General features: G+C 32.3%; 21 protein-coding genes, 3 tRNA genes and 1 pseudogene. 13 read left to right on the top strand and 12 right to left on the bottom strand.

Features of this window, described 5'->3' with window-relative positions:
• Window positions 1-87 precede the first annotated feature (87 nt).
• From glmS to KKQ79_RS01230, 3 genes are read right to left on the bottom strand one after another with little or no spacing between them, the layout of a single operon-like run.
• Window positions 88-1938: a glutamine--fructose-6-phosphate transaminase (isomerizing) gene (glmS, locus tag KKQ79_RS01240; RefSeq protein WP_104793370.1), complete on the bottom strand. Its 1851-nt coding sequence runs from the start codon at window positions 1936-1938 to the stop codon at window positions 88-90.
• A gap of 6 nt (window positions 1939-1944) precedes the next feature.
• A complete protein-coding gene (locus KKQ79_RS01235; protein WP_213188614.1) occupies window positions 1945-3486 on the bottom strand; it encodes a DUF4270 domain-containing protein in 1542 nt (513 codons plus the stop codon).
• Window positions 3487-3511: 25 nt separating this feature from the next.
• Window positions 3512-4282 carry a glycogen/starch synthase gene (locus KKQ79_RS01230; RefSeq protein WP_213188613.1) on the bottom strand — a complete coding sequence of 257 codons (771 nt, stop codon included), beginning with the start codon at window positions 4280-4282 and terminating at the stop codon, window positions 3512-3514.
• A gap of 112 nt (window positions 4283-4394) precedes the next feature.
• Here KKQ79_RS01230 and panC point away from each other — a divergent pair, with 112 nt between their 5' ends.
• A complete protein-coding gene (panC, locus tag KKQ79_RS01225) occupies window positions 4395-5237 on the top strand; it encodes a pantoate--beta-alanine ligase (protein WP_213188612.1) in 843 nt (280 codons plus the stop codon).
• Window positions 5238-5327: 90 nt separating this feature from the next.
• Here panC and KKQ79_RS01220 read toward each other — a convergent pair.
• The 3 genes from KKQ79_RS01220 to KKQ79_RS01210 all read right to left on the bottom strand — a co-directional run bounded on the left by KKQ79_RS01220 (window position 5328) and on the right by KKQ79_RS01210 (window position 5636).
• Window positions 5328-5400: transfer RNA gene (locus KKQ79_RS01220), tRNA-Lys, on the bottom strand.
• A gap of 44 nt (window positions 5401-5444) precedes the next feature.
• Window positions 5445-5527: transfer RNA gene (locus KKQ79_RS01215), tRNA-Leu, on the bottom strand.
• A gap of 36 nt (window positions 5528-5563) precedes the next feature.
• Window positions 5564-5636: transfer RNA gene (locus KKQ79_RS01210), tRNA-Lys, on the bottom strand.
• Window positions 5637-5725: 89 nt separating this feature from the next.
• Here KKQ79_RS01210 and KKQ79_RS01205 point away from each other — a divergent pair.
• Complete coding sequence (locus KKQ79_RS01205; RefSeq protein ID WP_213188611.1) at window positions 5726-6247, top strand: shikimate kinase; 522 nt, start codon at window positions 5726-5728, stop codon at window positions 6245-6247.
• On the opposite strand, the gene KKQ79_RS01200 is transcribed toward KKQ79_RS01205, so the two are convergent.
• A complete protein-coding gene (locus KKQ79_RS01200) occupies window positions 6225-6656 on the bottom strand; it encodes an RNA-binding S4 domain-containing protein (protein ID WP_213188610.1) in 432 nt (143 codons plus the stop codon). The genes KKQ79_RS01205 and KKQ79_RS01200 overlap by 23 nt on opposite strands.
• 74 nt (window positions 6657-6730) lie before the next feature.
• On the opposite strand from KKQ79_RS01200, the gene KKQ79_RS01195 reads away from it, so the two are divergent.
• Both KKQ79_RS01195 and KKQ79_RS13845 read left to right on the top strand, forming a co-directional pair.
• Window positions 6731-7471 (top strand): hypothetical protein, encoded by a 741-nt coding sequence (locus KKQ79_RS01195; protein ID WP_213188609.1) that lies wholly within the window; start codon window positions 6731-6733, stop codon window positions 7469-7471.
• Between the two features lie 77 nt (window positions 7472-7548).
• Window positions 7549-8606, top strand: a pseudogene (locus KKQ79_RS13845) (IS3 family transposase); the annotation flags it as partial.
• A gap of 43 nt (window positions 8607-8649) precedes the next feature.
• Here the strand turns inward: KKQ79_RS13845 and KKQ79_RS01180 are convergent.
• The 5 genes from KKQ79_RS01180 to KKQ79_RS01160 all read right to left on the bottom strand — a co-directional run bounded on the left by KKQ79_RS01180 (window position 8650) and on the right by KKQ79_RS01160 (window position 14586).
• Window positions 8650-9917, bottom strand: a protein-coding gene (locus KKQ79_RS01180) for an IS3 family transposase (RefSeq protein WP_213188606.1) whose coding sequence is annotated in 2 segments (ribosomal slippage) — window positions 8650-9578 and window positions 9578-9917 — 1269 coding nt in all. Because the reading frame shifts where the segments join, the coding sequence is not laid out codon by codon here.
• 39 nt (window positions 9918-9956) lie between these two features.
• The gene (gene recO / locus KKQ79_RS01175; protein WP_213188605.1) at window positions 9957-10640 is read right to left on the bottom strand and encodes a DNA repair protein RecO; all 684 of its coding nucleotides are present in this window, start codon (window positions 10638-10640) and stop codon (window positions 9957-9959) included.
• The gene (porZ, locus tag KKQ79_RS01170; protein WP_213188604.1) at window positions 10640-12877 is read right to left on the bottom strand and encodes a type IX secretion system anionic LPS delivery protein PorZ; all 2238 of its coding nucleotides are present in this window, start codon (window positions 12875-12877) and stop codon (window positions 10640-10642) included. The genes recO and porZ overlap by 1 nt, the downstream gene beginning before the upstream one ends.
• A gap of 9 nt (window positions 12878-12886) precedes the next feature.
• Window positions 12887-13837, bottom strand: a complete 951-nt coding sequence (locus KKQ79_RS01165) for a bifunctional metallophosphatase/5'-nucleotidase (RefSeq protein WP_213188603.1) — start codon at window positions 13835-13837, stop codon at window positions 12887-12889.
• Window positions 13837-14586, bottom strand: a complete 750-nt coding sequence (locus KKQ79_RS01160) for a 5'-nucleotidase C-terminal domain-containing protein (protein WP_213188602.1) — start codon at window positions 14584-14586, stop codon at window positions 13837-13839. Before KKQ79_RS01160 ends, KKQ79_RS01165 begins: the two co-directional genes overlap by 1 nt.
• A gap of 343 nt (window positions 14587-14929) precedes the next feature.
• On the opposite strand from KKQ79_RS01160, the gene dapA reads away from it, so the two are divergent.
• The 9 genes from dapA (at window position 14930) to KKQ79_RS01115 (ending at window position 24551) form a co-directional block, all read left to right on the top strand.
• On the top strand, window positions 14930-15802 hold the full coding sequence (gene dapA / locus KKQ79_RS01155; protein WP_213188601.1) for a 4-hydroxy-tetrahydrodipicolinate synthase: 873 nt from the start codon (window positions 14930-14932) through the stop codon (window positions 15800-15802).
• A 57-nt stretch (window positions 15803-15859) separates the two neighbouring features.
• A complete protein-coding gene (locus KKQ79_RS01150; protein ID WP_213188600.1) occupies window positions 15860-16348 on the top strand; it encodes a GNAT family N-acetyltransferase in 489 nt (162 codons plus the stop codon).
• Between the two features lie 69 nt (window positions 16349-16417).
• Complete coding sequence (locus KKQ79_RS01145) at window positions 16418-16807, top strand: hypothetical protein (protein ID WP_213188599.1); 390 nt, start codon at window positions 16418-16420, stop codon at window positions 16805-16807.
• Between the two features lie 66 nt (window positions 16808-16873).
• Window positions 16874-20044, top strand: a complete 3171-nt coding sequence (locus KKQ79_RS01140) for an efflux RND transporter permease subunit (RefSeq protein ID WP_213188598.1) — start codon at window positions 16874-16876, stop codon at window positions 20042-20044.
• Between the two features lie 94 nt (window positions 20045-20138).
• Window positions 20139-21359, top strand: coding sequence for a TolC family protein (locus KKQ79_RS01135; RefSeq protein ID WP_213188597.1), 1221 nt, complete (start codon window positions 20139-20141; stop codon window positions 21357-21359).
• Between the two features lie 7 nt (window positions 21360-21366).
• Window positions 21367-21933, top strand: coding sequence for a cytochrome b/b6 domain-containing protein (locus KKQ79_RS01130; RefSeq protein ID WP_213188596.1), 567 nt, complete (start codon window positions 21367-21369; stop codon window positions 21931-21933).
• Between the two features lie 52 nt (window positions 21934-21985).
• Window positions 21986-23119: an efflux RND transporter periplasmic adaptor subunit gene (locus tag KKQ79_RS01125; RefSeq protein WP_213188595.1), complete on the top strand. Its 1134-nt coding sequence runs from the start codon at window positions 21986-21988 to the stop codon at window positions 23117-23119.
• A 66-nt stretch (window positions 23120-23185) separates the two neighbouring features.
• Window positions 23186-23629: a thioredoxin family protein gene (locus tag KKQ79_RS01120; RefSeq protein ID WP_213188594.1), complete on the top strand. Its 444-nt coding sequence runs from the start codon at window positions 23186-23188 to the stop codon at window positions 23627-23629.
• A gap of 1 nt (window position 23630) precedes the next feature.
• Window positions 23631-24551, top strand: a complete 921-nt coding sequence (locus KKQ79_RS01115) for an FAD:protein FMN transferase (RefSeq protein WP_213188593.1) — start codon at window positions 23631-23633, stop codon at window positions 24549-24551.
• The last annotated feature ends 1 nt before the right edge of the window (window position 24552 follow it).

The following is a 24552-nucleotide window of genomic DNA, read 5'->3' as shown; positions in this document are numbered from 1 at the left end:
ATATATAATTAATTTTTTTTTTAACAAATCTTTAAGATTTTTTTTAAACGAAAATTAAAGTAAAATATTTTGTATTTGATTAAAAATTTATTCTACTGTTACAGATTTTGCAAGATTTCTTGGTTGGTCTACGTTTGCACCTCTATAAACGGCAATGTAGTAAGCTAATAATTGTAACGGAATAGATGCTACTATTGGAGAGAAACATTCTGAAGTTTCCGGAATTTCTATTACATAATCTGCCATTGAAGCTACTTGCTCATCTCCATAATTTACCACAGCGATTACCTTACCTTTTCTGGCTTTAATTTCTTGAACGTTACTTACAATTTTATCATAATGACCTTTTTTAGGAGCAATGATTACAATTGGCATATTTTCGTCTATCAAAGCAATAGGACCATGTTTCATTTCTGCTGCTGGATAACCTTCTGCATGAATATAAGAAATCTCTTTCAATTTAAGTGCTCCTTCTAATGCTGCAGGAAAATTAAATCCTCTACCTAAGTATAAGAAATTAGTAGAATTCACAAAATCATGTGCAATTTCTTTCACATAATCATGTGTAGATTTTAGAACCTCTTCTACTTTTTTCGGGATATTGTCCAACTCCGTGATGAGTCTCATAAACTCTGCATTACTTAGATTGCCGTTATGCTTACCTAATTTAAGGGCGATAAGTGATAAAATTGTTAATTGAGCTGTAAATGCTTTGGTAGAAGCCACTCCAATCTCTGGACCAGCATGAGTATAAGAACCTGCATCTGAGAATCTTGCAATAGATGAATCTACTACATTACAAATTCCATAGATGAATGCTCCTTTTTCTTTAGCCAATTTAATCGCTGCCATTGAATCTGCAGTTTCTCCTGATTGAGAAATAGCTACTACGATATCTTTTTCGGTAATGATAGGATTTCTGTATCTGAATTCTGAAGCATATTCTACTTCTACCGGAATTCTTGCAAATTCTTCGATAAGATATTCTCCGATTAAACCAGCATGCCAAGAAGTACCACACGCAATGATGATGATTCTTTCTGCTTTATTAATTCTATCAAGGTGATCCCAAATTCCGGCCATTTTAATAATGCCTTCATTTACGAGTAGTCTACCTCTTAATGTATCTTGAATAGATTTTGGCTGTTCAAAAATTTCTTTTAGCATGAAATGTTCATAACCTCCTTTTTCTATTTGTTCTAATGATAATTTAAGCTCTTGGATGGCAGGTTCTATTATTTCATTTTCTTTTATACTTCTTATTTCTACTCCTTTTTCTAGAGAAATAGTAGCCATGTGTCCATCTTCTAAATAGACTGCTTCTTTAGTGAATTCCACAAATGGAGAAGCATCCGATGCGATGAAATACTCTTTATCTCCTAAACCAATAGCAAGCGGAGAACCTAGTCTTCCTACAACTAAAACGCCAGGATAATCCTTGTGCATTACAGTAATTGCATACGCCCCATAAACTTCGTTTAGAGCATATCTTACTGCTTCGGAAAAATTAATTTTTTGGGTATCTAATATATATTGGATAAGATTTACAAGAACTTCTGTATCTGTTTCAGAAGAAAAGGTAAATCCTTTGCCTATAAGCATAGTCTTAATCGTATCATAATTTTCGATAATACCATTATGTACAAGAGCAATTTTGCCATCATTTGAAACATGTGGGTGAGAATTTCTATCGCTAGGAACACCGTGAGTGGCCCATCTTGTATGTCCCATTCCTACATGAGAAGTTGCTTTTAGATTCTCAGAAATTTCTACTAAATCAGAAACTTTACCCTTTGTTTTTTTAACTTCGAAGCTATTATTTGTATCTTCTAGTACAATTCCTGCACTATCATAACCTCTATATTCTAATCTTCTCAAGCCGTTGATAACGATATCATAAGCGTCTTGAAAACCTGTATAACCTACAATTCCGCACATAGTTATTTATTTTTTTGAGTAAATTATTTTTAATTGAGCCTTATATTGAGTATTATTAGCATCAGATCCTACTAAAACAATTCTATTCGGAGTATACGCTTTAGTTGTATATTCTGTTCCTAAAAGAGCTCCGGTTGAACTAGAAGTTTGAAAGCTTCCTATATTAATAGAAATAGGTTTATTCGCTTCTTCCTTTTCTATAATATTTTTAACAAACTGAGTAATACTTATTTCATAGTAAGCAGGATTTTTATCTAAATCTACGCCTTTTACCATTTTGTAAACACCTGAATAAGCAAAAACATCTTTATCTGGGAAAAATGAATATGTGACTTTATTATCCGTGTCTACTGTTTTGACAACAGGTGTAAATGTATCTGGTTTTGAGTAAGAACTATTCCATAATGAACCATCAGAATACAGTCTAATTTTAGCAGAAAGTAATCCTACCTTTTCATTTTTGTATAAATTCTTTAGTTGTGCAATAGTAGCATCAGGAATTAAAATTTCTGCGCCTGGTCCTCCCATGCCTTGAAGGAAAAGTTTAGTATCACCATTAGTATTTGGAGTACTAGGAACATGGTTTACAAATGTATTACTTCTATTATATTGAATTTGATTAAAATGAACATTCGATGAACCTAAATCTAGTGTATAACTTCCTTGAGTTCTTGTGGTAGTACTATTCTCTGTTTTATCATATTTATAATAAATAGTTACTGATAATTCATTTGGATTGAAATTAAAAATATAACCATCATTTTCTGCTACAGAAAGCTTTAATCCTCTAAAATATCTAATAAAACTTGCAACATCTTTTAGTTCAAAAGAACCTTTTTTATCAATAATTTTAGATTGAAAAAAATCTTTATCTAAAGGTATTCTTAAACCTGCATCTCTGCTGAATAATTCAGAATTATCAGAGTCTTTGGTAATTTTAATAGATCTAATGAATCCATCAAAAGATTTAGTTCCTAATAAAGTTCCTGTATTAACTTGTTGATTAGAATAAAAGTTAGTTTCTGTAGAATATAAGAAATCTGTAACTTCATGTACGTTGATGGTAAAATTTCTTTTCGCTTTTCCGTATTTTTTAATAGGATAACTCGTTACTACTTTTTTTGCAGCGATATTATCTGAATGTACATAATCTTCGTAAGTTTTAGTCACTACAGAATCGGTTGCAGTTTGGTAAAGAGGTTTCATCTGTAAAACTACAGAATCTACTACAGCATTAGCGCCAAAATCTGGATCATAAGAAGATAATCTTACTTGGGTAACATACGATGATTTCTGCATCCCGAAGTTAGACTCATCAAAGGCACCTAAAGTTGCTTCTGAAAGTTTATCATTATCTGCTTCTAGCGCATCATTATTATAAACATTATAGGCTACTACATCGAAACTTGCTTCCGTTCCTTGAGCTGTACCGTTTTGGAAAAATTGCATTCCTAATTCGTCTGGCTCAGATTCACAAGCTACTGTAATAGCAGCTCCCGAAAATAAAATAAAAAATAGCCTAAAGATATTCTGAATTTCTTTTATCATTTAAGTAATTATATGTGATTTGTGATTAGTAAATTTCGCTTATAGAACCGCCGTCTACATATTCGTTTTTAGGTGTTTTAGATTCTTCAAAGGCTTTGTCTAGTTTTTCTTCTAAAAATTCATCTCCTTTTACAATAGTATCTACCAAATTCATACTTTCTATTACAAAACTTTGGATGGTAGGTTCTTCTAATGCTTTAAGGTTTTCAATATTATCAAACTTTAATTTTTCAGTAATATTGTCACCTAGAGATAAATCTTTTTCATTGTACACAGAAAGTACAAGTTGAGTATCGTTAAAATAAGAATCTGTCTTATAGTAATTTTTAAGGTAAATCGGGATAAATGACGCCATCCATCCATTAAAATGGATAATATCTGGAACCCAATTTAGTTTTTTAATGGTTTCGATTACACCTCTTGCAAAGAAAATTGCTCGCTCATCATTATCATCAAACGGTTGATTTTCTTCATCCTGATAATATTGTTTTCTCTTGAAATATTCTTCATTATCTATGAAATAAACCTGCAATCTTTCCCCTGGCAAAGAAGCAACTTTTATGATTAAAGGCTGGTCTAAATCATTGATAATGATATTCATTCCAGATAATCTAATCACTTCATGCAACTGAAATTTTCTCTCGCTGATAAATCCAAATCTCGGCATAAAAACTCTTACGTCATTGCCTTCTTGGTGCATCTTCAGTGCCATCTTGTTCACCATCATCGCCATATTACTATCTTCCTGATATGGAAACATCTCTGTGGTGACGTATAAAATCTTTTGATTCGGCATAATATTTTTTTCTTCTCTATACAAAGACGGTTAATTATGCAAAAATACAAAAAAATAACCGAATTTCTTTTAATTAACAATTTTTTATAACTTTACCCTAAATACAATTTTTATGAAAGTTCTGAAAAGCAAAAAAACACTGATTGATTATGTTGAAAGACAGAGAGAAATGGGCAAAAAGATAGGTTTTGCACCAACCATGGGCGCACTTCACCAAGGTCACCTTTCTCTTTACAAAGCAGCCAAAAAAGAAAATGACGAAGTTATTTCTTCCATTTTTGTAAATCCTACCCAATTTAATAATCCAGATGATTTTCAAAAATACCCGAAAACCTTAGAAAAAGACTTAGAACTTTTAGAAAAAGCAGGTGTAGACGCTGTTTATGTTCCTAATGTAGAAGAAATGTATCCAGATGGACTGAACAGTAAAAAATATAATTTTGATGGTTTAGAAAATGAAATGGAAGGCAAATACAGACCTGGTCATTTTGACGGAGTAGGAACCATCGTAGAAGAACTTTTCAGACAAGTACAACCCCACAATGCTTACTTTGGCGAAAAAGATTATCAACAATTAGCCATTATCAAAAAAATGGTAGAAAAATCAAAACTACCCGTAAAAATTCACGGAGTTCCTACTTTAAGAGAAGAAGATGGACTTGCCATGAGCTCTAGAAATGTAAGACTTACTGAAACCCAAAGAAAAGAAGCAACAATCATCTACGAAACACTTGTAAAAGCAAAAGAGTGGTTTAAAGTGCTTTCTGTAGAAGAAATAAAACTAAGAGTACTAGAAATTTTTAGAAATTCTAATTTTGAGTTAGAGTATTTTGTAATTGCAGATGAAGAAATGCTTAAAGAAGCAAATGCTATAGATGAAGATAAAAAATACAGAGCATTTATAGTAGCGTATGCAGACACGGTAAGATTAATAGACAATATGCATTTAGGATAAAAAAAATAAAAAGCCTTCAAGTTACCTTGAAGGCTTTTAAACACCAAATCACAAAATATTAATATGAAAAAAATTTACTTTCGTAAATTGTGACCTGGCTGGGATTCGAACCCAGGACCCATACATTAAAAGTGTATTGCTCTACCAGCTGAGCTACCAGGTCTTTGAAATTTAAAAAATTTCTAAGTTTTTATTTTTTGCTCTTCGTGCCTACGACTGGACTCGAACCAGCACATCCTTAGGAAACCACCCCCTCAAGATGGCGTGTCTACCAATTTCACCACGTAGGCAAAAAAAATCCGTAAAGGGTATACGGAATTTTGTTGTGACCTGGCTGGGATTCGAACCCAGGACCCATACATTAAAAGTGTATTGCTCTACCAGCTGAGCTACCAGGTCTCCTTAACATCTCTGTTAAAAAGTGGTGCAAAGATACGCCTTTTTTTAAATTCTCAAAATTTTTTAAGAACTTTGTGCAAAATAAAATTATGATTATTTCACTTGTAGGCTACATGGGAAGCGGTAAATCTCACATTTCCAAAATATTGGGAGAAAAAATAAATTTTAAAATTTTTGACCTCGACAAAGAAATTTCTAAGAAAAAAAACATGACTATACCCGAAATTTTTGAAAAAAAGGGTGAAATCTACTTTAGAAAGTCAGAAAAAGAAACTTTGGAAGAGCTACTTGCAACCCAAGAAAATTGCATCATCAGTCTAGGTGGTGGTACTCCTGTGTATTATAATAACATGGAAATCCTTAATAATAATTCTATCACCATTTATCTCAGAGCAAATATTGGCACACTGGTTCAAAGATTATCTAAACAAAAAGAAAAAAGACCACTAATTGCGAGAATAAGTGACGAAGATTTACCAGAATTTATCGCCAAACACCTTTTTGAGAGAAATATTTTTTACAATAAAGCACAATACGTTGTAGATACCAACCATAAAACGCCAGAAGAAATAGTAGCGGAAATCACTACTATTCTTCAGCTACATCCTTAAAGAAAGAATCCCAATCATCTTCTGTCATAGAAGTTTCATCATGGTCTGTTTCTAAGAAATCATCCATATCTCTTCTGTCTTTTTTGGTTGGCCTTCCTTCTCCTTTGGTACGATAATAATCCTGAGACATTTTTCTGAGTTTTAGCAATTCATATTGCTCTTTCTCGGTCATGTCTGCTACATGAAGGGCAACTAATTTGGCTCCTATTCTACTTTTGGGAATTTGTAAAACCTTAATTTTATAGTCGATTTGATTTTTTCTTATCTTGATAATGTCTCCTTCTTTTACTTCTTTGGAAGATTTTACAGTGTTTTCTCCTATAGAAACTCTATTTTTCTTAATTTCTTCGGCCGCGATATTTCTTGTTTTGTAAAACCTAATACTCCATAAAAATTTATCAATTCTCATAATTTATTTATACTTTTGCAGTTATTGAAAATATCGAGCAATTTAATTAAACAAATCTAAAGGATAAAAAACTTATGAAAAAAATATTTTTGTTTCTTGCTTTAGCTTCTTTAGCTATCACATCATGTAATAATGATGATGACAATAACAGCACTACAGAAGAAGTGAGTATAGAAACTCAGAATACATATGATGATGAGGCCATTCAAAAATTTTTAAAAGACAACTATTTTGATTCTAGAGGAAATATCGTAGCATTTAGCAGTACTTCTACTACAGATGATAATGAGAAACCTCTATCTGATTACAATCCCGTAAAACTAAATTCTGGAGTAATTTACATCAGCAGATACACTCCACCCAATGGAAAAGCCATCGTAGCTACTGATAAAATAAAATTAATGCACAACACTTACACGTATGTAGCTGTAAAAGGAAGCGATAATGTAGTGAAATTTGACTCTAAATATCCTTTTAGAACCACTATTATTACTACTGGAACACCAGAAATAGACCCTGCTTATTTCCATGTAAGAACAAGTGTTCTAAACAAATACAATACAGACAATAGCACGACTAAAACCAGAGCATTCTATGAAATGGAAGGTTTCCAGGAAGCGATTAAAAATTTCCAAAGTTGTGAATTAAATGACACGGATAACTACAACTTACAAGGCGTAATTATAGTACCTTCTAGAGCTGCATTTGCAAGAGATGAACATTTTGCTTATTCTGCTTTTAGTTTCAGAAATAGAACATTTGTTTTCAACTTCCAAGTGTTTAAAACAGAAACGAGAACATCTGCAGATGACTAAAAATATAACCGCCTAATTAGGCGGTTTTTTTATTTTTATGTCTTGTCCTGAAAAAAGTTGACTAAAAACTACTTAATATGTCAACAAAAAAGAAAATTTCAAAAATTCCAATTGCCCCACAAATTTATAGCGAAGCATTTAAACGTCAAGTTGTAAGTGAATTTGAGAGGGGTTTATTTACAAAAGCAGAACTTCGAAGACGTTACAATATTCTAGGCAATAGTTGTCTACCAAGATGGTTAAAAAAATATGGTAAATTTACCTATGAAGATAAATTAACTATTGGTCGTCCTATGAAAGATCCTCAACAACAGCGTATAAAAGAGCTAGAAGCTCAATTAGCAAAAAAAGAAGAAGAATTAAAAGTATTTAAACGATTTATTGAAATAGCTGAACGTGAGCTTAAAATTGATATTGTAAAAAAGTCTGGTTCCAAACAGTCGAAGAAATAAATGTAAATAGTTCATTGACTATTTATGAGTTATGCGAACTGTTTGGATACACAAAACAAGCATTTTACAAGCGAAAGAAAAACGTTAGAACACCTAAATACAACTCAGAATTATTACGAAGTTTAGTCGTTACTATTCGTAAGCAATTACCCCGAACAGGTGGCAAGAAACTTTATGTAATGTTACAAGATGAATTTACAAAACATCATATATCAATTGGTCGAGATAATTTCTTAGATTTTTTAAAAGCAGAACATTTACAAGTACCTAAAGTTCGAAGATATTACAAAACAACAAACTCACGACATTGGATGAAACGCTATCCAAATTTAATTAGCAATTTAGTACTTAACAGACCTGAGCAAGTTTGGGTTGCTGATATAACTTATTTACGAACAAAAGAGAAAACATACTATTTGCATTTACTCACTGATGCTTGTTCCAAGAAAATCGTTGGTTATCAACTGTCAGATAATTTAATGAGTTCAACTACAGTAAAAGCTTTAGAAATGGCTTTGATTAACAGGGAAACAAAAAATCAACTCATTCACCATTCTGATAGAGGTTTACAATATTGTAGTAAAGAGTATACCGAATTGTTAAAGAAAAACAATATTTTAATTAGTATGACGCAAGAATACGATCCATATGAAAATGCAGTAGCAGAAAGAGTAAATGGAATGAGTTGTCCTAAAAAAGGTTGACTCGTTAATAATTCAAATATAGTTAAATCGTAGCAGAATTAATTCTGTTACGATTTATTTTTTTCCATTGTTTTAAATGTATTATTTTTTGTTGATGTGCTTGGTTTGGAGTTATCATATTAATTGACATATGTATTCTAAAATTGTTGTATAAAGTTATGGCTTGTGTAACTTGTTTGTTTAAATTTTGATAGTTTTCAAATATTTCATGTAAACCAAATTCTTCTTTTAAAATTCCATTTACTCTTTCTGCTACTGCATTTTCATATGGATCGTATTCTTGCGTCATACTAATTAAAATATTGTTTTTCTTTAACAATTCGGTATACTCTTTACTACAATATTGTAAACCTCTATCAGAATGGTGAATGAGTTGATTTTTTGTTTCCCTGTTAATCAAAGCCATTTCTAAAGCTTTTACTGTAGTTGAACTCATTAAATTATCTGACAGTTGATAACCAACGATTTTCTTGGAACAAGCATCAGTGAGTAAATGCAAATAGTATGTTTTCTCTTTTGTTCGTAAATAAGTTATATCAGCAACCCAAACTTGCTCAGGTCTGTTAAGTACTAAATTGCTAATTAAATTTGGATAGCGTTTCATCCAATGTCGTGAGTTTGTTGTTTTGTAATATCTTCGAACTTTAGGTACTTGTAAATGTTCTGCTTTTAAAAAATCTAAGAAATTATCTCGACCAATTGATATATGATGTTTTGTAAATTCATCTTGTAACATTACATAAAGTTTCTTGCCACCTGTTCGGGGTAATTGCTTACGAATAGTAACGACTAAACTTCGTAATAATTCTGAGTTGTATTTAGGTGTTCTAACGTTTTTCTTTCGCTTGTAAAATGCTTGTTTTGTGTATCCAAACAGTTCGCATAACTCATAAATAGTCAATGAACTATTTACATTTATTTCTTCGACTGTTTGGAACCAGACTTTTTTACAATATCAATTTTAAGCTCACGTTCAGCTATTTCAATAAATCGTTTAAATACTTTTAATTCTTCTTCTTTTTTTGCTAATTGAGCTTCTAGCTCTTTTATACGCTGTTGTTGAGGATCTTTCATAGGACGACCAATAGTTAATTTATCTTCATAGGTAAATTTACCATATTTTTTTAACCATCTTGGTAGACAACTATTGCCTAGAATATTGTAACGTCTTCGAAGTTCTGCTTTTGTAAATAAACCCCTCTCAAATTCACTTACAACTTGACGTTTAAATGCTTCGCTATAAATTTGTGGGGCAATTGGAATTTTTGAAATTTTCTTTTTTGTTGACATATTAAGTAGTTTTTAGTCAACCTTTTTTAGGACAACTCATTATTCGAATACTTCTAAAATTACAGGTAAAGATTTAGGCGAATAAAATTCTGGAAAATGCATTTTATAATACTGCAAAATAGAATCTAATAAAGGTTTTCTGTATTTTTTTTCAATAATAAAAGCTTCGTCTATCTCTTCATCTAAAATTTTCTTCCAGAGGGAAGACAGTTCTTCATCCATTTCTTTTTGAGTAATTTCTTCTTGAAAAACTCCCTTTTCAATATTTAAAAATTTTTCTTCGGATACCAATGGAGAAATACCAAAAAACTGAAGCATCCTAATCAGAAAAAAGTAATGCGCATGCATCTTTTTCTCTAAAATTTTCTGTTTGAAAAATTTAATTTCTTGATAAAGAGCAACGTGCTGACTTTCGTTCTTCAAAATTTGATTGAGAAAATCCGAAAGAAAAAAAATCACCGCGTTCTGATGAACATTTACCTCATCTGGTAACTTCTCATTCAGTTCTACCTTTTTAATCGTTGAAAGGTTGCCGTGATGACTTGAAAAGGTAATTCCCAGCTCATTAAGCGGCGAAAGAAAGGCTTTCTTTTTGTTTTTAGCAGAATATATTCCTCTCATGAAAAACGACTGAAAACCGCTTTCTAATGTATAACAATGCAGAATAGCATCATAATCTCCGTATTTAATGTATGAGAGTAAAAATCCCGTGTTTTTATCCATTAATTCACCACTGCAATTTTTGCGGTAGCTTTATCGGTTCCATCTTCATTGGTCATTAAGACAAAATAAATTCCCGAAGCTACTCTTATGCCTTTTTGATTATTGAGATTCCATTCGTAATAACCTCCTCTAGCTACTGCTTGATGCACTACGTTTCCTGCTGCATCTGTAATTCTAATATTAGTTTTTTCAGCAAGTCCTGTAATTTTTACATTTCCTCTGTATTGACTTGTAACGACTGGATTTGGATAAACTTTTATCTCAGAAAAATCGCTAGAAACATTGATTACATCTCCTTGATACACCACAATTCCATCAAAGGTTACAAAATAGACTTTTCCGGTTTTAGGGTCAACTTTTATATCTGTCACTACATCACTTGGTAATGGTGAATTTACTTTTGTAAAATGAGAAATGGTATTTTCGCCATTAGAACTGAGGTAAAACACGCCTCCTCCTTCTACAGAAACCCATTTTTGATTCCCTGAATCTACTTCTACTTGAAGAATCACCAAATCTTTAAAAAGTTCTTCTGGGATTCCGTTTTGAGTAATAACAATAGGCTCTGCTTTATTATCAGTATTATTAATTGCATTAGAAGCGTTTGGTAAAATTCTAAGACCTAATCTAGTTCCTATCCAAATGTCATCATTTTTATCTATCGCTGCTGAAACAGTTCCAGAAGCTGCCAATCCATTTTTTGAATTAATCAGTATGGTTTTATCATCTGAAAAACTAAGTGGTGTATTTTTATAATCAGAAATAATCAAACCTCCTGGATTATAGTAAGGAGATGGAATAAATAATTTGCCTTCTTTTACAAGTGGCTTCTGCATACTACCCGCAGAAATTAATGAATTAATAACAAACTGATCGGTAGATTTATCATAAACATAGACACCTTCTGTATATTTCTGATTTTGCAAAAGTCCAACGGAACAAAAAAGTTGATTATTTTCATCAAAAACACAACCTGCAGGTCTATTATAAAGACTATTAGCGTCCGTTTGATTATAAGCTTTTATAAAAACATTATTATCCATTTTATAAATCCCTTTTTGCCCTTGTATCCAAGAATAGTTAGTAAAGAAAACTTCGGAAGGTTTAGAAGGATTAGGAACTACATCTAAAATATTCCAAACGAAAGGAGAGATTTTAAAATAATTAGGATAATTCCATTTATTACCATCAAAATGATAATACCCTAAACTTGTATAAAATGGACCATTATAACCATCTCTTCCTCCCGTAGAAACCCACAGTTGATTATCTAAAAGACTAATTTTATACGAAATGTTAGAATATGGACCATCTGGTTTATAGGAGTTTTTAGACTCATCATAAATTCCTGAAAGTTTAGTTCCTGTATAAATTTGATTGTTTACAACAAAAGCCGTATTAACTTCTTCTGCGATATCAATTGTTTTTTGCAAAGTTCCTGTAAGTGTATACGCGTATACTTTGGTTTGGTCTGCAACAATAATTTGGGAATCGGTAATCTTAATGTCTTTAATTTTGGTAAAACTTTGCGGAATTGAACTTAAACTTCCCACATTACCATAATACACTGTATTGTTATTAGATAATACCAAAGTTGCTTTAGAATCTATTTGTGTATAATTTCCTGCTGCGGAATTCCAATTGCTGTACACCGAAAAAGTTACATCTATAGGATGATATTTAAGGCTATTTTCTGTAACTGCATAAACCGTATTGTCTTTTATGGTGGCTTCTAAAACCTTTTCGTAAGAAGTACCATTAAAAAAGAAACAAGTATCCCCAAATTCTTTTTTGGTAATGTTAAAAATAGAAACGCCATAACCTACAGAAATCACGGCTTTGTCTCCATTGATAGAAATATTATTAATCGTTTTACTTCCTGTGTAGCTTTGAGAAAGCGGAATATCTACCACATTCGTTACACCATCTGCAGTTACCACATCTAAATTACCAGATTTATAACCTATAATAGCTGTATTAGTAGCTGCGTCATAGTCAAAAGCCGAAATTTTCACTTCGTGCAAACCATTAGCTTTAGAAAGTTTGGTAATTTCACCTGAAATGGTGTTGTAATAAAAAACTCCATTTTCGGTTGCTGCAATGATTTTACCGTCTTTTTCTTTGAAAGCCAAAACATTATTGTAAGAGAACAAATCGCTCCACTTACTATTGGTGCTTTGCGAAAACACTGAAAAATACGATAAAAGCAGTAAAAAGACTAATATATTTTTTTTCATCATCAATTTTTAACCTAAAATCCTATCATCTATAACTTGATTATTCCATGAAATATTTTGTAAGCTCTTATTTTTGTCAAAATAAAAATCTATTCTTCCTAAAAGCAATCCTGCCCAACCTACTTGATTCACCAAAACGTTTTTGCCACTTTTATTGGTAAAAGATTGTGGTTCTGGTAAAAAAGTATGAGTGTGACCTCCTAAAATTAAATCAATATTATCTGTCTGAGCTGCTAATTTTTTATCAGAAATTTTATCCGCATCATCTCGGTAATCATAACCAATATGTGATAGACAAATTACCAAATCACAACCTTTTTCTTTTCTCAGAAAATCTGCATAATGCTGTGCAATTTCTACTGGATTCAAATATTTAGTTTCCTGGTATTGTTTCTTGCCCACCAATCCATCTAACTCTATTCCCACTCCGAAAAGACCAACTTTAATTCCATCTTTTTTGAAGATTTTATATTTTTCGGTTTTTCCATCAAGAATGGTATTGCTGAAATCGTAATTAGAAGTGATAAAAGGGAATTTAGCATTCGGTAAAGCCTTCAAAAAACCATCTAAACCATTATCGAAATCATGATTTCCCATAGTTGCAGCATCATAACCCATCATAGACATTAATTTGAACTCTAATTCACCTCCATAAAAATTAAAATATGGTGTTCCTTGAAAAATATCTCCTGCATCAAGCAAAAGAACATTTTTTTCTTGGCTTCTAATCTGCTGAATTAAAGTAGCACGTCTTGCAAAACCTCCCTGATTAGGATTTCTAGAATAACTAGAATCAAATGGTTCTATTCTACTGTGTTGGTCATTGGTATGTAAAACGGTTAATTTATAAGCCGCATTTTTATCTAGAATACTTTTTTGACTGGCAAAAACTAAATTTGGCGCTAAAGAAAGTGCTAATGTTCCGCCTCCTACTGTTTTTAAAAATTCTTTTCTGTTCATTAGTTTTTCCCTTTAAAATGTAAACGAATATCTTTATTAGCTTTTACTTCTGGATTTTTCTTGAAATATTCTAAAAATAAATCTCTTAATTTAATTCCTGTAGAAATCAATTCTCCTTTGCTGAAAAACTTCATATTATCACCACCTAAAGCAAGATAATCAGATGTAGCGATGTAATACACCTTATCATCTTCTACATTTTCGCCATCGATTAAGGCTTGATTGATTTTACCGTTTTCTGTTTCGATGTAAAGATGAGAAACAGGGTTATTTTTTTGTGTTTCTAGATAATATTGAAATAAACCTCTTAAATCACTCCCTTTCATTTTTACAATTACCACTTCATTTTCAAAAGGCATAACTTCGAAAACATGTTTGGTCAAAATATCTCCTGCACCAATCGTAGAACGAATTCCCCCGATGTTAATTACCGCAGCATCTACATCAATATCATTTTTTTCTCCCCATTCTTCCGCTCCTTCATAAGTAAAATCTGCCAAAAGGTTCCCTAAATTAGAATTGTCTCCCGATTTATTAAGGTCTACAGAAGTGTAAGAAATTTTAGAATTCATTTTTTTCTCCAACTCTGCTTTATATGGAGCGATAACGGATACAAAATTCTGATTTTCTGCAATTTCAGAAGTAATAGAAGTATTTTTCTGCGGTTGAACTTGAGCCACTTGAAGCGGAGTTCTGCATGCAGAAGCAGTGAGCGCAACGATGGCCAACAACCAAATATTATTTTTCATGATTTTATAAAAATTGTAATGCAAATATAATTGATTATCTGTTATTATGAATAGATTTTTTGGCGGGCGTGAACCGAAGAAATTTGAGTGAAAAATAGCCCCGATTGCCTCTTTGTATTTTTTATATTTTTAAAGGAATCGGCGAAACTCGTGCCTCGTTTTGAAGCGGAAATCCTTTTAAAATTTTCAGGTTTTTTCATTTTATGAAACCTGAGTGAAAAAATTTTAAAAGATTGCAGCGAAAAGCGGGACCAAAAGTGATGAGAATTAGTAAACTTCTTGCTCCTGAAAAAAAATTTTTCACTAATTTTGAACAAATTAATTTTTATAACACAATTTAACAATGAGTAACTTAAAAGGAGTAGGTGTAGCATTAGTAACACCTTTCAACGAAGATTTATCAGTAGATTTTGACTCGCTAACGAGATTAGTAGAATACAACATCGAAAATGGCACCAATTATTTAGTAGTTCTAGGAACCACAGCAGAAGCTGCTACTCTTTCTGCAACAGAAAAACAAGAAGTTATAAAACACGTTATAAAGATTAATAATAAACGTTTACCATTGGTTTTAGGAATCGGTGGAAACAATACTCTAGAAGTTAAAAAACAAATTGAAGAAGCAGATTTAACTGATTTCGATGCAGTTTTATCGGTATCTCCTTACTATAACAAACCCAATCAAGAAGGACTTTATCAACATTACAAAATGCTAGCTTCTACGGGAAAACAAATTATTATTTATAACGTTCCAGGAAGAACTGGTCAAAACATAGAGGCTTCTACCACATTGCGTTTAGCGAATGAATTCCCTAATCTTTTTATGATTAAAGAAGCTGCACCAAACATCTTACAATATTTTGACATTTTAAGAAAAAAACCTACAAATTTCTCTTTAGTTTCTGGAGATGATGAATATACACTTCCAGTAACTTTAGCTGGTGGAGACGGTGTAATTTCTGTAATTGGACAAGGTTATCCTAAGGAATTTTCTACAATGGTACAACTTGCTTTCGAAGGAAAAGTAAAAGAAGCTTATGAAATTCATAACAAATTGGTAGAAATTACCAGACTTATTTTTGCTGAAGGAAATCCTTGTGGAATTAAAACCGTTTTAGCAGAGAAAGGAATCATCAAAAACTACTTAAGATTGCCTCTAGTTGTTGCTTCTGAAGGTTTACAAGCCAAAATAAAAGCAGAAATGGCAAAAATTTAATTTTATAAATTTTAAATTTCAATATTAAGAACTTACCTTTGTGTAAGTTCTTTTTTTATGATTACAAAAGCTACCATAAAAGACATTCCTTTAATTCAAGATTTAGCAGAAAAATCTTGGAGAAGTCACTATCCGGGAATCATTTCTCATGAACAAATAGATTTTATGCTGGATTTAATGTATTCGGAAGAAGAAATCACCCGTCAATTTAATAATCCCAATTATCATTATTATCTTTTGGGTGATGCAGAAAATTTCTATGGAATTATGGGCTTCGAAAATCATTATGAAGAAAACACTACTAAACTCCATAGAATCTACATTACCGAAGAAGGAAAAGGAAAAGGTCTAGGAAAAGAAGCCATTCAATTTCTAAAAAATCAAATTTTAGAAGTAGGTGACCAAAGAATTATCCTTGCCGTAAATAAGCAAAATCCATCTTATCATTTTTATCTTTCTCAAGGCTTCAAAGTCTATGAAGAGGGCGTTTTTGACATTGGAAATGGCTTCGTGATGGATGATTATTTGATGGAATGGAATGCATAAATTATCTTATCTTTAACACTTCATAGACATTCTCTATTAATTTTTTTACTAACTTTGTGAAATATTCAGATGAAAAGACATTTTTCAATATTTCTCTTAACAATTTACCTCTTTAGTTTTACTGAGGTAAAAGAAGTATTGAAAATTCCTGCATTAGTCGAACATTATCAGGAACATAAATCTGAAAATAAAAACATCAGTATTATTGGGTTTATCGCGCTTCATTATTTAAGTGGAAGCCAAAAAGACAGTGATTATGAAAAAGATATGAAACTGCCTTTTAAAGCCCATGAAATTTCTTCCGTTAGCTTTGCTATCCAAGACTTACCTAAAACTTTTGAGTTAAATTTAGCTCAAACTAAAAAGTTTTTTGAAGAAAAAAACGAGAACTTTCATTACGCTGAAAGTTTTATCAATCCACATTTACTTTCATTTTTTCAACCGCCAGAGCTGATTTAATTTATTGGTATAGAAAACTCATTACTATTTGGTTTTGAGACGTTTCACTCTATAAATTAAATTAAAATGCTTAACAAAATCATAGAATTTTCCATCAAGAATAAACTGATTATCGCTTTATTCACGCTTGGATTAATCATTTATGGAATATTTGAGGTAAGAAAATTACCTATCGATGCGGTACCTGATATTACAGACAATCAGGTACAGATTATTACCGTTTCCCCAAGTTTGGGAGCACCAGATGTAGAAAGATTCATCACTTTTCCGCTAGAACAAGCCAATAATAACATTGCAGGAATTAAACAAATGCGTAGTTTTTCGCGTTTCGGGCTTTCTGTAATTACTATTGTTTTTAAAGATGAAGTAGATTTACATTGGGCACGTCAACAAGTTGCAGAAAGGCTTCAGCAAGTTTCTAAAGATATTCCTACCAGTTTGGGAACGCCTTCTATGGCACCCATTTCTACAGGTTTAGGAGAAATTTATCAATATGTAGTTCGCCCAAAAAAAGGTTATGAACACCGCTACAATGCGATGCAACTCAGAACCATTCAAGATTGGATTGTTCGTAGACAATTATTAGGAACTGAAGGAGTTGCAGATGTAGCGAGTTTTGGTGGAGATTTAAAGCAATATGAAGTTGCTGTAAATCCATCTCAACTGAAATCTATGGGTGTAACCATGACCGAAGTTTTTGATGCATTACAAAAGAACAATCAAAATACTGGTGGCGCTTATATAGAAAAAGGTCCGAGTGTTCTTTTTATCAGAACCGAAGGATTAATGGGAAAAATTACAGATATTGAGAACACTGTAGTTAAAAATTTAGAAGACGGAACTCCAATTTTGATTAAAAATATTGGAACCGTACAATACGGAAAAGCCATCAGATACGGCGCAATGACTTACAACGGACAAGGAGAAGTTGCAGGAGCCGTGGTGATGATGATGAAAGGAGAAAACTCAAACGAAGTCATTAAAAAAGTAAAAACAAGAATAGAAGAAATCCAGAAAACTTTACCAGAAGGCGTAAAAATTGATGCATTCTTAGACCGAACCAAAATGGTAAATAATGCCATCGGAACGGTAGAGAAAAACCTTTTAGAAGGGGCATTAATTGTAGTTTTCGTATTGGTGTTATTCCTAGGGAATCTGCGTGCTGGATTTTTGGTAGCTTCTGTTATTCCGCTCTCCATGCTTTTTGCCATCATTATGATGAATATTTTTGGAGTTTCAGGGAATTTAATGAGTCTAGGCGCATTAGATTTCGGGTTAATTGTAGATGGAGCCGTCATTATTGTAGAAGCGGTTTTGCATAGATTACAACACTTGAAAATCTATCAAAATCAAAGCATTTCTCAAACCATGATGGATGACGAAGTCTATACTTCTTCCAGCAAAATGATGAATTCGGCGGTGTTTGGACAAATCATTATCCTTATCGTTTACTTACCAATTCTCACTTTGGAAGGCGTAGAAGGCAAAATGTTTATTCCGATGGCGCAAACTGTAATTTTTGCATTATTGGGAGCATTTATTCTTTCTTTAACCTATATCCCGATGATGAGCTCTCTTGTTTTGTCTAAAAAAATTGACAATAAGAAGACCATTTCGGATAAAATGATTGAAAAAATTGAGAAAAACTACGATAAATCATTAGAAAGAGTTTTAAAAATTCCTAATTTAATATTCTTCGGAATTGTTGCTGTATTTTTCTTTGCAGTCTTTATAATGACCAGATTAGGTGGAGAATTTATTCCTAGTCTTCCTGAAGGAGATTTCGCAGTAGACACCAGAGTTTTACCAGGCAGTAATCTGAAAACTTCTACAGATGCTGTTCAAAAGTCATCACAGATTTTGATGAAAAAATTCCCAGAAATTGAAAAAATTGTAGGAAAAACAGGAAGTTCCGAAATCCCAACCGATCCAATGCCAATTGACGCGAGTGATATGATGATTATCTTAAAACCTCGTGCTGAATGGACTTCTGCAACAACTTATGATGAACTTTCAGAAAAAATGTCCGCCGAATTGAAGAAAAATATGATTGGCGTGACTTACTCTTTCCAATATCCTGTTGCAATGAGATTTAACGAATTAATGACAGGAGCAAGACAAGACGTAGTTTGTAAAATTTTTGGAGAAAATCTTGACACCTTAAAAGTTTATGCTGAAAAGTTAGGTCAAATTTCTAAAAAAATTGAAGGCGCACAAAACATTTATGTAGAGCCCGTTTCAGGAATGCCACAGATTGTAATTACTTACAAACGTGAAGCCATGTCACAGTTTGGACTTAATGTAAGTGATGTAAATAATATCGTGAATACCGCTTTCGCGGGACAAGCTACAGGCTCTGTATTTGAAGGAGAAAAGAAATTTGATTTGGTGGTTCGTTTAGACGGAAACCAAAGAAAAAATGTAGACGATGTCAATAATCTACTCATCTCTACTCCTTCTGGAATTGAAATTCCACTCAGTACAGTTGCAAATGTGGAATTAAAGGAAAGCATCAACCAAATTCAGCGTGAAAATGCTCAGCGAAGAATTATTGTTGGCTTCAATGTTAGAAACCGAGATATACAATCTACGGTAGAAGATTTACAACAAAATGTAGAAAAACAACTGAAACTTCCTGCTGGTTATTCCATAAAATATGGTGGAACTTTTGAAAATCTTCAACAAGCGAAATCACGTTTAGCAATAGCCGTTCCGGTGAGTTTATTTTTAATTTTATTGATGCTATATTTTGCATTTAATTCCGTAAAATACGGATTGCTCATCTTCTCTGCCATTCCACTTTCCGCGATTGGAGGAATCCTCTCACTCTGGTTAAGAGATATGAATTTCAGTATTTCTGCGGGAGTAGGTTTCATCGCATTATTTGGGGTTGCGGTTTTAAATGGCATCGTTCTTATTTCGGAATTTAACCGCCAAAAAACAATACAACCAGATTTAAAAACTGCAGTAATCATTGGTGGTAAAACCAGATTAAGACCCGTTTTAATGACTGCATTTGTTGCATCTTTAGGATTTTTGCCAATGGCAATTTCTACAGGTGAAGGTGCAGAAGTTCAGAGACCTCTCGCTACAGTTGTAATTGGTGGCTTATTATTAGCCACTTACCTTACACTTTATCTATTACCTGTAATGTACATTTGGTTTGAGGCACATTTCCCTGAAAAAAATAGAAAATTGCAAGAAATAGAAGATACTGAAGATGGATACCAACTATAAATCTAAACACAGAGACACAAAGAATTTCAAGGAGAACACCGTGAACTCTAATAATTTCTCTGTGACCTCTGTGGTAAAAAATAAATCAAATAAAATGAAAGATAAATTTTTAAAAATATTCACTTTTCTAATTTTTGGATTAGGATTTTCACAAACTCCTATTTCGTTAGAAAGTGCTATCAATAAAGCCCTGAACAATAACTTATACATCAAAGACGGAACATTAAAGGTACAATACCAAGAAAAAATGCAACGTTCTGCTACAGTTATTGATCCATTGATGATATCTGGAGAAATCGGGCAAATGAATTCAGCTTATGTTGACAATAAATTTTCGGTTTCTCAAACGATTAGATTGCCAAAATTTTACAACAGTCAGAAGAAAGTTTTAGCAGAAGAATATAAAAATTCTACGCTACAATTGGATGTTCATAAATGGCAAATCAAAAAAGAAATTTCTTTGATTTACAATGAGTTAAAATATCTAGACGAGAAGAAAAAACTGCTCACAAAAGCAGACAGCATCTTTTCTCAGTACTACAAAAGAGCAGAACTCAGACTGAAAAAAGGAGAAAGCAATCTCTTAGAAAAAGCGACTGCCGAAAACTTGAGAAGTCAAGCAGAACTGCAACTCAATGCACTCGAAAAAGACAGAGAAATTGCTTTACAGAAATTTAATTTCCTAATCAATGACGGAACTTTTTACCAAAATGATAAAGAAAAATATACTGTTTTAGATATTAACAATCTTGGCGAAAATTTCTCTGGAAATCCAATTATTTTGAAACAATTAGAACAAGAAAAAAACATTCAAAACGCTAAACTTTTAGCTGAAAAATCTAAGCTTACTCCTAGTTTTAACATTGGATACAACAATATGTCGATGTACGGAAATGGTGCAGATGATAAATTTTATGAACGTTCTGCAAGATTTCACTCTGGAATGGTCGGAATAGGTTTACCTGTTTTTAATTCAGCTCAGAAATCAGTGATTGAAGCTCAGAAAATCAACCAACAAATCGCTGAAAATAATTATCAACTGGGTTCATTGAAACTAAAAAATCAATACACACAGAACTTTAATCTTTATCAAAAACTAACGAATGAGATTTCTTACTATCAGAAAACAGGTTTGGCAAACAGCGAAAGCATCTTAAAAACTGCCAATAACCAGTATTATACCGGAGAAATCAATTATTTAGAATGGACTCTTTTAGTGAATCAAGCATTTGAAATTGAAAACAAATACACAGATCGATTAAAAGAACTCAATGATATTATTATAGAAATCAACGCGCTGAAAAGCGATAATTAATTAAAAGATGAAAAAATTTACCGCAACACATAGAATTATACATTGGGTTATCGCAATTTCAATGTTCGTATTATTAGCCACTGGATTTTTAAGAATGTATTGGATGGGTAGAAAAACCATTTCTGCTGCTATCAATAACGAACTTACTGCTAAAGGTTTAGAATTACCAGAAGAAAGCGTTCGTGCTATTGCAAAATCCATTATCAATCCAATGTTTGAGTGGCACGTTAACTTTGCTTATGTACTCGTTTTTGCTTTTGTTTTAAGGATAATTTATATGCTGGTAAAAGGCATTAAATTTCCTAATCCTTTTTCTAAAACGGCTTCTGGAAAAGACAAATTCCAAGGGACTATTTATTTTATTTTCTACTTTTTAGTGGCTGTAGAAGCAGCAACAGGTATGATGCTAAAATTTGAATTAGCAGGAGAAAATATTCTAGAAAAAGCCGAAGAAATTCACAAACTAGCCATTTATTGGATGCCTGGATTCATCGTCCTTCATTTTGTAGGAATTACCATTGCCGAATTGACCAACAAAAAAGGAATTGTTTCTAAAATGATTGGAGGAGAATAATCCTTAATCAAATGAAAATTTTAATTTTTTTTAAGCAAAAAATGAATCAAAAATGAAAAAAATAATTTCAATTATAACGATAACGCTTCTACTCTTTTCTTGTGGCAAAAAAGAAGAAACTGCCAAAGAAGAATTTGAAGTAGTAGCCGCTGAAAACCAAATTACACTAAACGATAACCAAATCAAAAATGCGGGTATAGAAATAGGAAATTTAGGATACGAAGATATTTCAGCAAAAATTATCCTCAACGGAGCTGTAGATGTGCCGCCACAGAATTTAGCAAGCGTTTCTGCACCAAGTGGTGGTTATGTGCGTTTTATTCGTCATATGCCAGGAATGCACGTAGATAAAGGCGAAACCTTAGCTGTTTTAGAAGATCCACAGATTGTTCAGTTGCAGCAGGATTATCTTTTGGCAAAATCTAATTTAGGTTACGCACAAAAAGATTATGCTAGACAAAGTGAATTAAATCAAAGCAAAGCCGCATCAGATAAAGCGATGCAACTAGCCCAAACTGAAGCTCAAAATCAAAATATTTTGATGAGAGGAATGGCCGAAAAACTGAGAGCTCTTGGAATAAATCCAAATAATTTGAACGCTGGAAATATCAAAAGAAGTGTAGCCGTTACATCACCAGTTTCTGGTTATATTTCTAGTGTAAATGTGAAAATGGGACAATATGTTTCGCCTACAGAAAGACTTTTTGACGTAGTAAACACGGATGATATTCATCTTGCATTAAAGGTTTTTGAAAAAGATTTAAATAAAATTGCTTTGAACCAAAGAGTTTTTGCCTATACCAATCAAAATCCTGATAAAAAATACGCAGCTAATGTTATTTTAATCGGTAGAGATTTTCAACCAGACAAATCAGTGATTATTCACTGTCATTTTATAGAATATGACAAGAGTTTAATTCCCGGAACTTACATGAATGCCGGAGTAGAAACTAAAACTGAAACAGGCAATACTGTTCCAGACGATGCAGTAGTTACTTGGGAAGGCAAACAATATATTTTTGAAGAAATACAACCAAAAACCTATAAAATGTTTCCTGTAACGATAGGAAATTCGGAAAATGGTAGAACAGAAATTTTGAACCTTGACGAAAAGGCTAAAAACAAGAAATTTGTAACCAAAGGAGCTTATTATCTATTGATGGGACTTAAAAATGTAGAAGAATAAATATTTTCTAAAACATTTTTATAATAATTACACAATTTACAACGTTACAATTAAAAATTTAAATAAATGAGAACTAAAAAGGTAATATTCAGCATATTACTACTCTTCAGCCTATTCGTTTTTTCACAAGAAAAATTTAGCAAGTTTCAGCAAATTAAAGACGCTGCTCAACAGGAAAACAAAAGTATTCTACTCAAATTTTCAGGCTCAGATTGGTGCATTCCATGTATTAAGCTGCAAAAAAAAGTGATTGATGACCCTATTTTCCAAGAGTATATTTCTAAAAATCTAGTCTATATAGAAGCAGATTTCCCTAGAAAAAAAGGGAAATTAAGTGCCAATATCATTACAAGAAATAAAGAATTAGCAGACATTTACAATAAACAAGGCGTTTTTCCTAAAATGGTCTTATTGAATGCTAATGGCAAAATTCTAAAAACTTGGGAAGGTTTTGATAATGCGACTGTAAATACGATGATTCAAGAAATTAATCAATCTACTGGTAAATAATATGCAAAAAAAACTGACCCAACTTTTGATGGGAAATCGGTTTGAAATTACTGTAGAAGCCAAAACAGATGCAGAAGCAGATTTTTTTCTAAAAAAAGCGGTAGAAGAAATTTCTAGAATAGAAGCATTACTCTCTACTTATCAATCTACCAGCGAAACCAATCTCATCAATGAAAATGCAGGAATAAAACCTGTAAAAGTGAGTGATGAAACTTTTTCGATTATCGCAAGGTCTAAGAAAATTTCTAAAATTACTCAGGGAGCTTTTGATATTACTTACGGCTCTATTGATAAGCGTTTTTGGAATTTTGACACCGAAATGACTTCGCTTCCAGATGAAGATTTGGCTAAAAAAAGCATCGCTTTAATTGATTACAGAAACATAGAACTAGACGCAGAGCACAAAACTGTTTTCCTCAAAAACAAAGGAATGAGAATTGGTTTTGGGGGCATTGGAAAAGGCTATGCTGCAGAAAAAGCCAAAAATCTACTAAAAAGTCTTGGTGTAAAAGCAGGAATCATCAATGCTTCAGGAGATTTATCTTGTTGGGGAATCCCCGAAAACGGAAAATCTTGGACCATAGGAATTGCACATCCTGATTTTTCGGGAATGCCATTTTCTACGCTTGAAGTAACAGATTTAGCCATCGCAACATCTGGAAATTATGAAAAATTCGTGATGATTGATGGCAAAAAATATTCGCATACCATAGACCCAAAAACAGGATTTCCTATTCACGGAATTAAAAGCGTAACAGTAATTAGTCCAAACGCAGAAATTTCTGATGCTTTCGCAACACCTATTTCGATTATGGGCATAAAAGCTGGACTTTCTTTGATTAATCAAATGAAAGATATAGAATGCATCATCATAGATGATGATAACAATATTTATTACTCAGAAAACATCAAAATCATATAAA

It is taken from the genome of Cloacibacterium caeni (genome assembly GCF_907163125.1).
GTDB lineage: Bacteria > Bacteroidota > Bacteroidia > Flavobacteriales > Weeksellaceae > Cloacibacterium > Cloacibacterium caeni_B.
This window is presented reverse-complemented; position numbering and strand designations above follow the sequence as displayed.

Bases quoted from the DNA above. Each gene is read 5' to 3' on its own strand.
- KKQ79_RS01195 (WP_213188609.1), top strand. From the start codon at position 6,731: ATGAAAAAAATATTTTTGTTTCTTGCTTTAGCTTCTTTAGCTATCACA.
- recO (WP_213188605.1), bottom strand. From the start codon at position 10,640: ATGGATAAAAACACGGGATTTTTACTCTCATACATTAAATACGGAGAT.
- KKQ79_RS01115 (WP_213188593.1), top strand. From the start codon at position 23,631: ATGCAAAAAAAACTGACCCAACTTTTGATGGGAAATCGGTTTGAAATT.
- KKQ79_RS01125 (WP_213188595.1), top strand. From the start codon at position 21,986: ATGAAAAAAATAATTTCAATTATAACGATAACGCTTCTACTCTTTTCT.
- KKQ79_RS01230 (WP_213188613.1), bottom strand. From the start codon at position 4,282: ATGCCGAATCAAAAGATTTTATACGTCACCACAGAGATGTTTCCATAT.
- KKQ79_RS01135 (WP_213188597.1), top strand. From the start codon at position 20,139: ATGAAAGATAAATTTTTAAAAATATTCACTTTTCTAATTTTTGGATTA.
- KKQ79_RS01150 (WP_213188600.1), top strand. From the start codon at position 15,860: ATGATTACAAAAGCTACCATAAAAGACATTCCTTTAATTCAAGATTTA.
- porZ (WP_213188604.1), bottom strand. From the start codon at position 12,877: ATGAAAAAAAATATATTAGTCTTTTTACTGCTTTTATCGTATTTTTCA.
- panC (WP_213188612.1), top strand. From the start codon at position 4,395: ATGAAAGTTCTGAAAAGCAAAAAAACACTGATTGATTATGTTGAAAGA.
- glmS (WP_104793370.1), bottom strand. From the start codon at position 1,938: ATGTGCGGAATTGTAGGTTATACAGGTTTTCAAGACGCTTATGATATC.
- KKQ79_RS01165 (WP_213188603.1), bottom strand. From the start codon at position 13,837: ATGAACAGAAAAGAATTTTTAAAAACAGTAGGAGGCGGAACATTAGCA.
- KKQ79_RS01160 (WP_213188602.1), bottom strand. From the start codon at position 14,586: ATGAAAAATAATATTTGGTTGTTGGCCATCGTTGCGCTCACTGCTTCT.
- dapA (WP_213188601.1), top strand. From the start codon at position 14,930: ATGAGTAACTTAAAAGGAGTAGGTGTAGCATTAGTAACACCTTTCAAC.
- KKQ79_RS01120 (WP_213188594.1), top strand. From the start codon at position 23,186: ATGAGAACTAAAAAGGTAATATTCAGCATATTACTACTCTTCAGCCTA.
- KKQ79_RS01130 (WP_213188596.1), top strand. From the start codon at position 21,367: ATGAAAAAATTTACCGCAACACATAGAATTATACATTGGGTTATCGCA.
- KKQ79_RS01140 (WP_213188598.1), top strand. From the start codon at position 16,874: ATGCTTAACAAAATCATAGAATTTTCCATCAAGAATAAACTGATTATC.
- KKQ79_RS01205 (WP_213188611.1), top strand. From the start codon at position 5,726: ATGATTATTTCACTTGTAGGCTACATGGGAAGCGGTAAATCTCACATT.
- KKQ79_RS01200 (WP_213188610.1), bottom strand. From the start codon at position 6,656: ATGAGAATTGATAAATTTTTATGGAGTATTAGGTTTTACAAAACAAGA.
- KKQ79_RS01235 (WP_213188614.1), bottom strand. From the start codon at position 3,486: ATGATAAAAGAAATTCAGAATATCTTTAGGCTATTTTTTATTTTATTT.
- KKQ79_RS01145 (WP_213188599.1), top strand. From the start codon at position 16,418: ATGAAAAGACATTTTTCAATATTTCTCTTAACAATTTACCTCTTTAGT.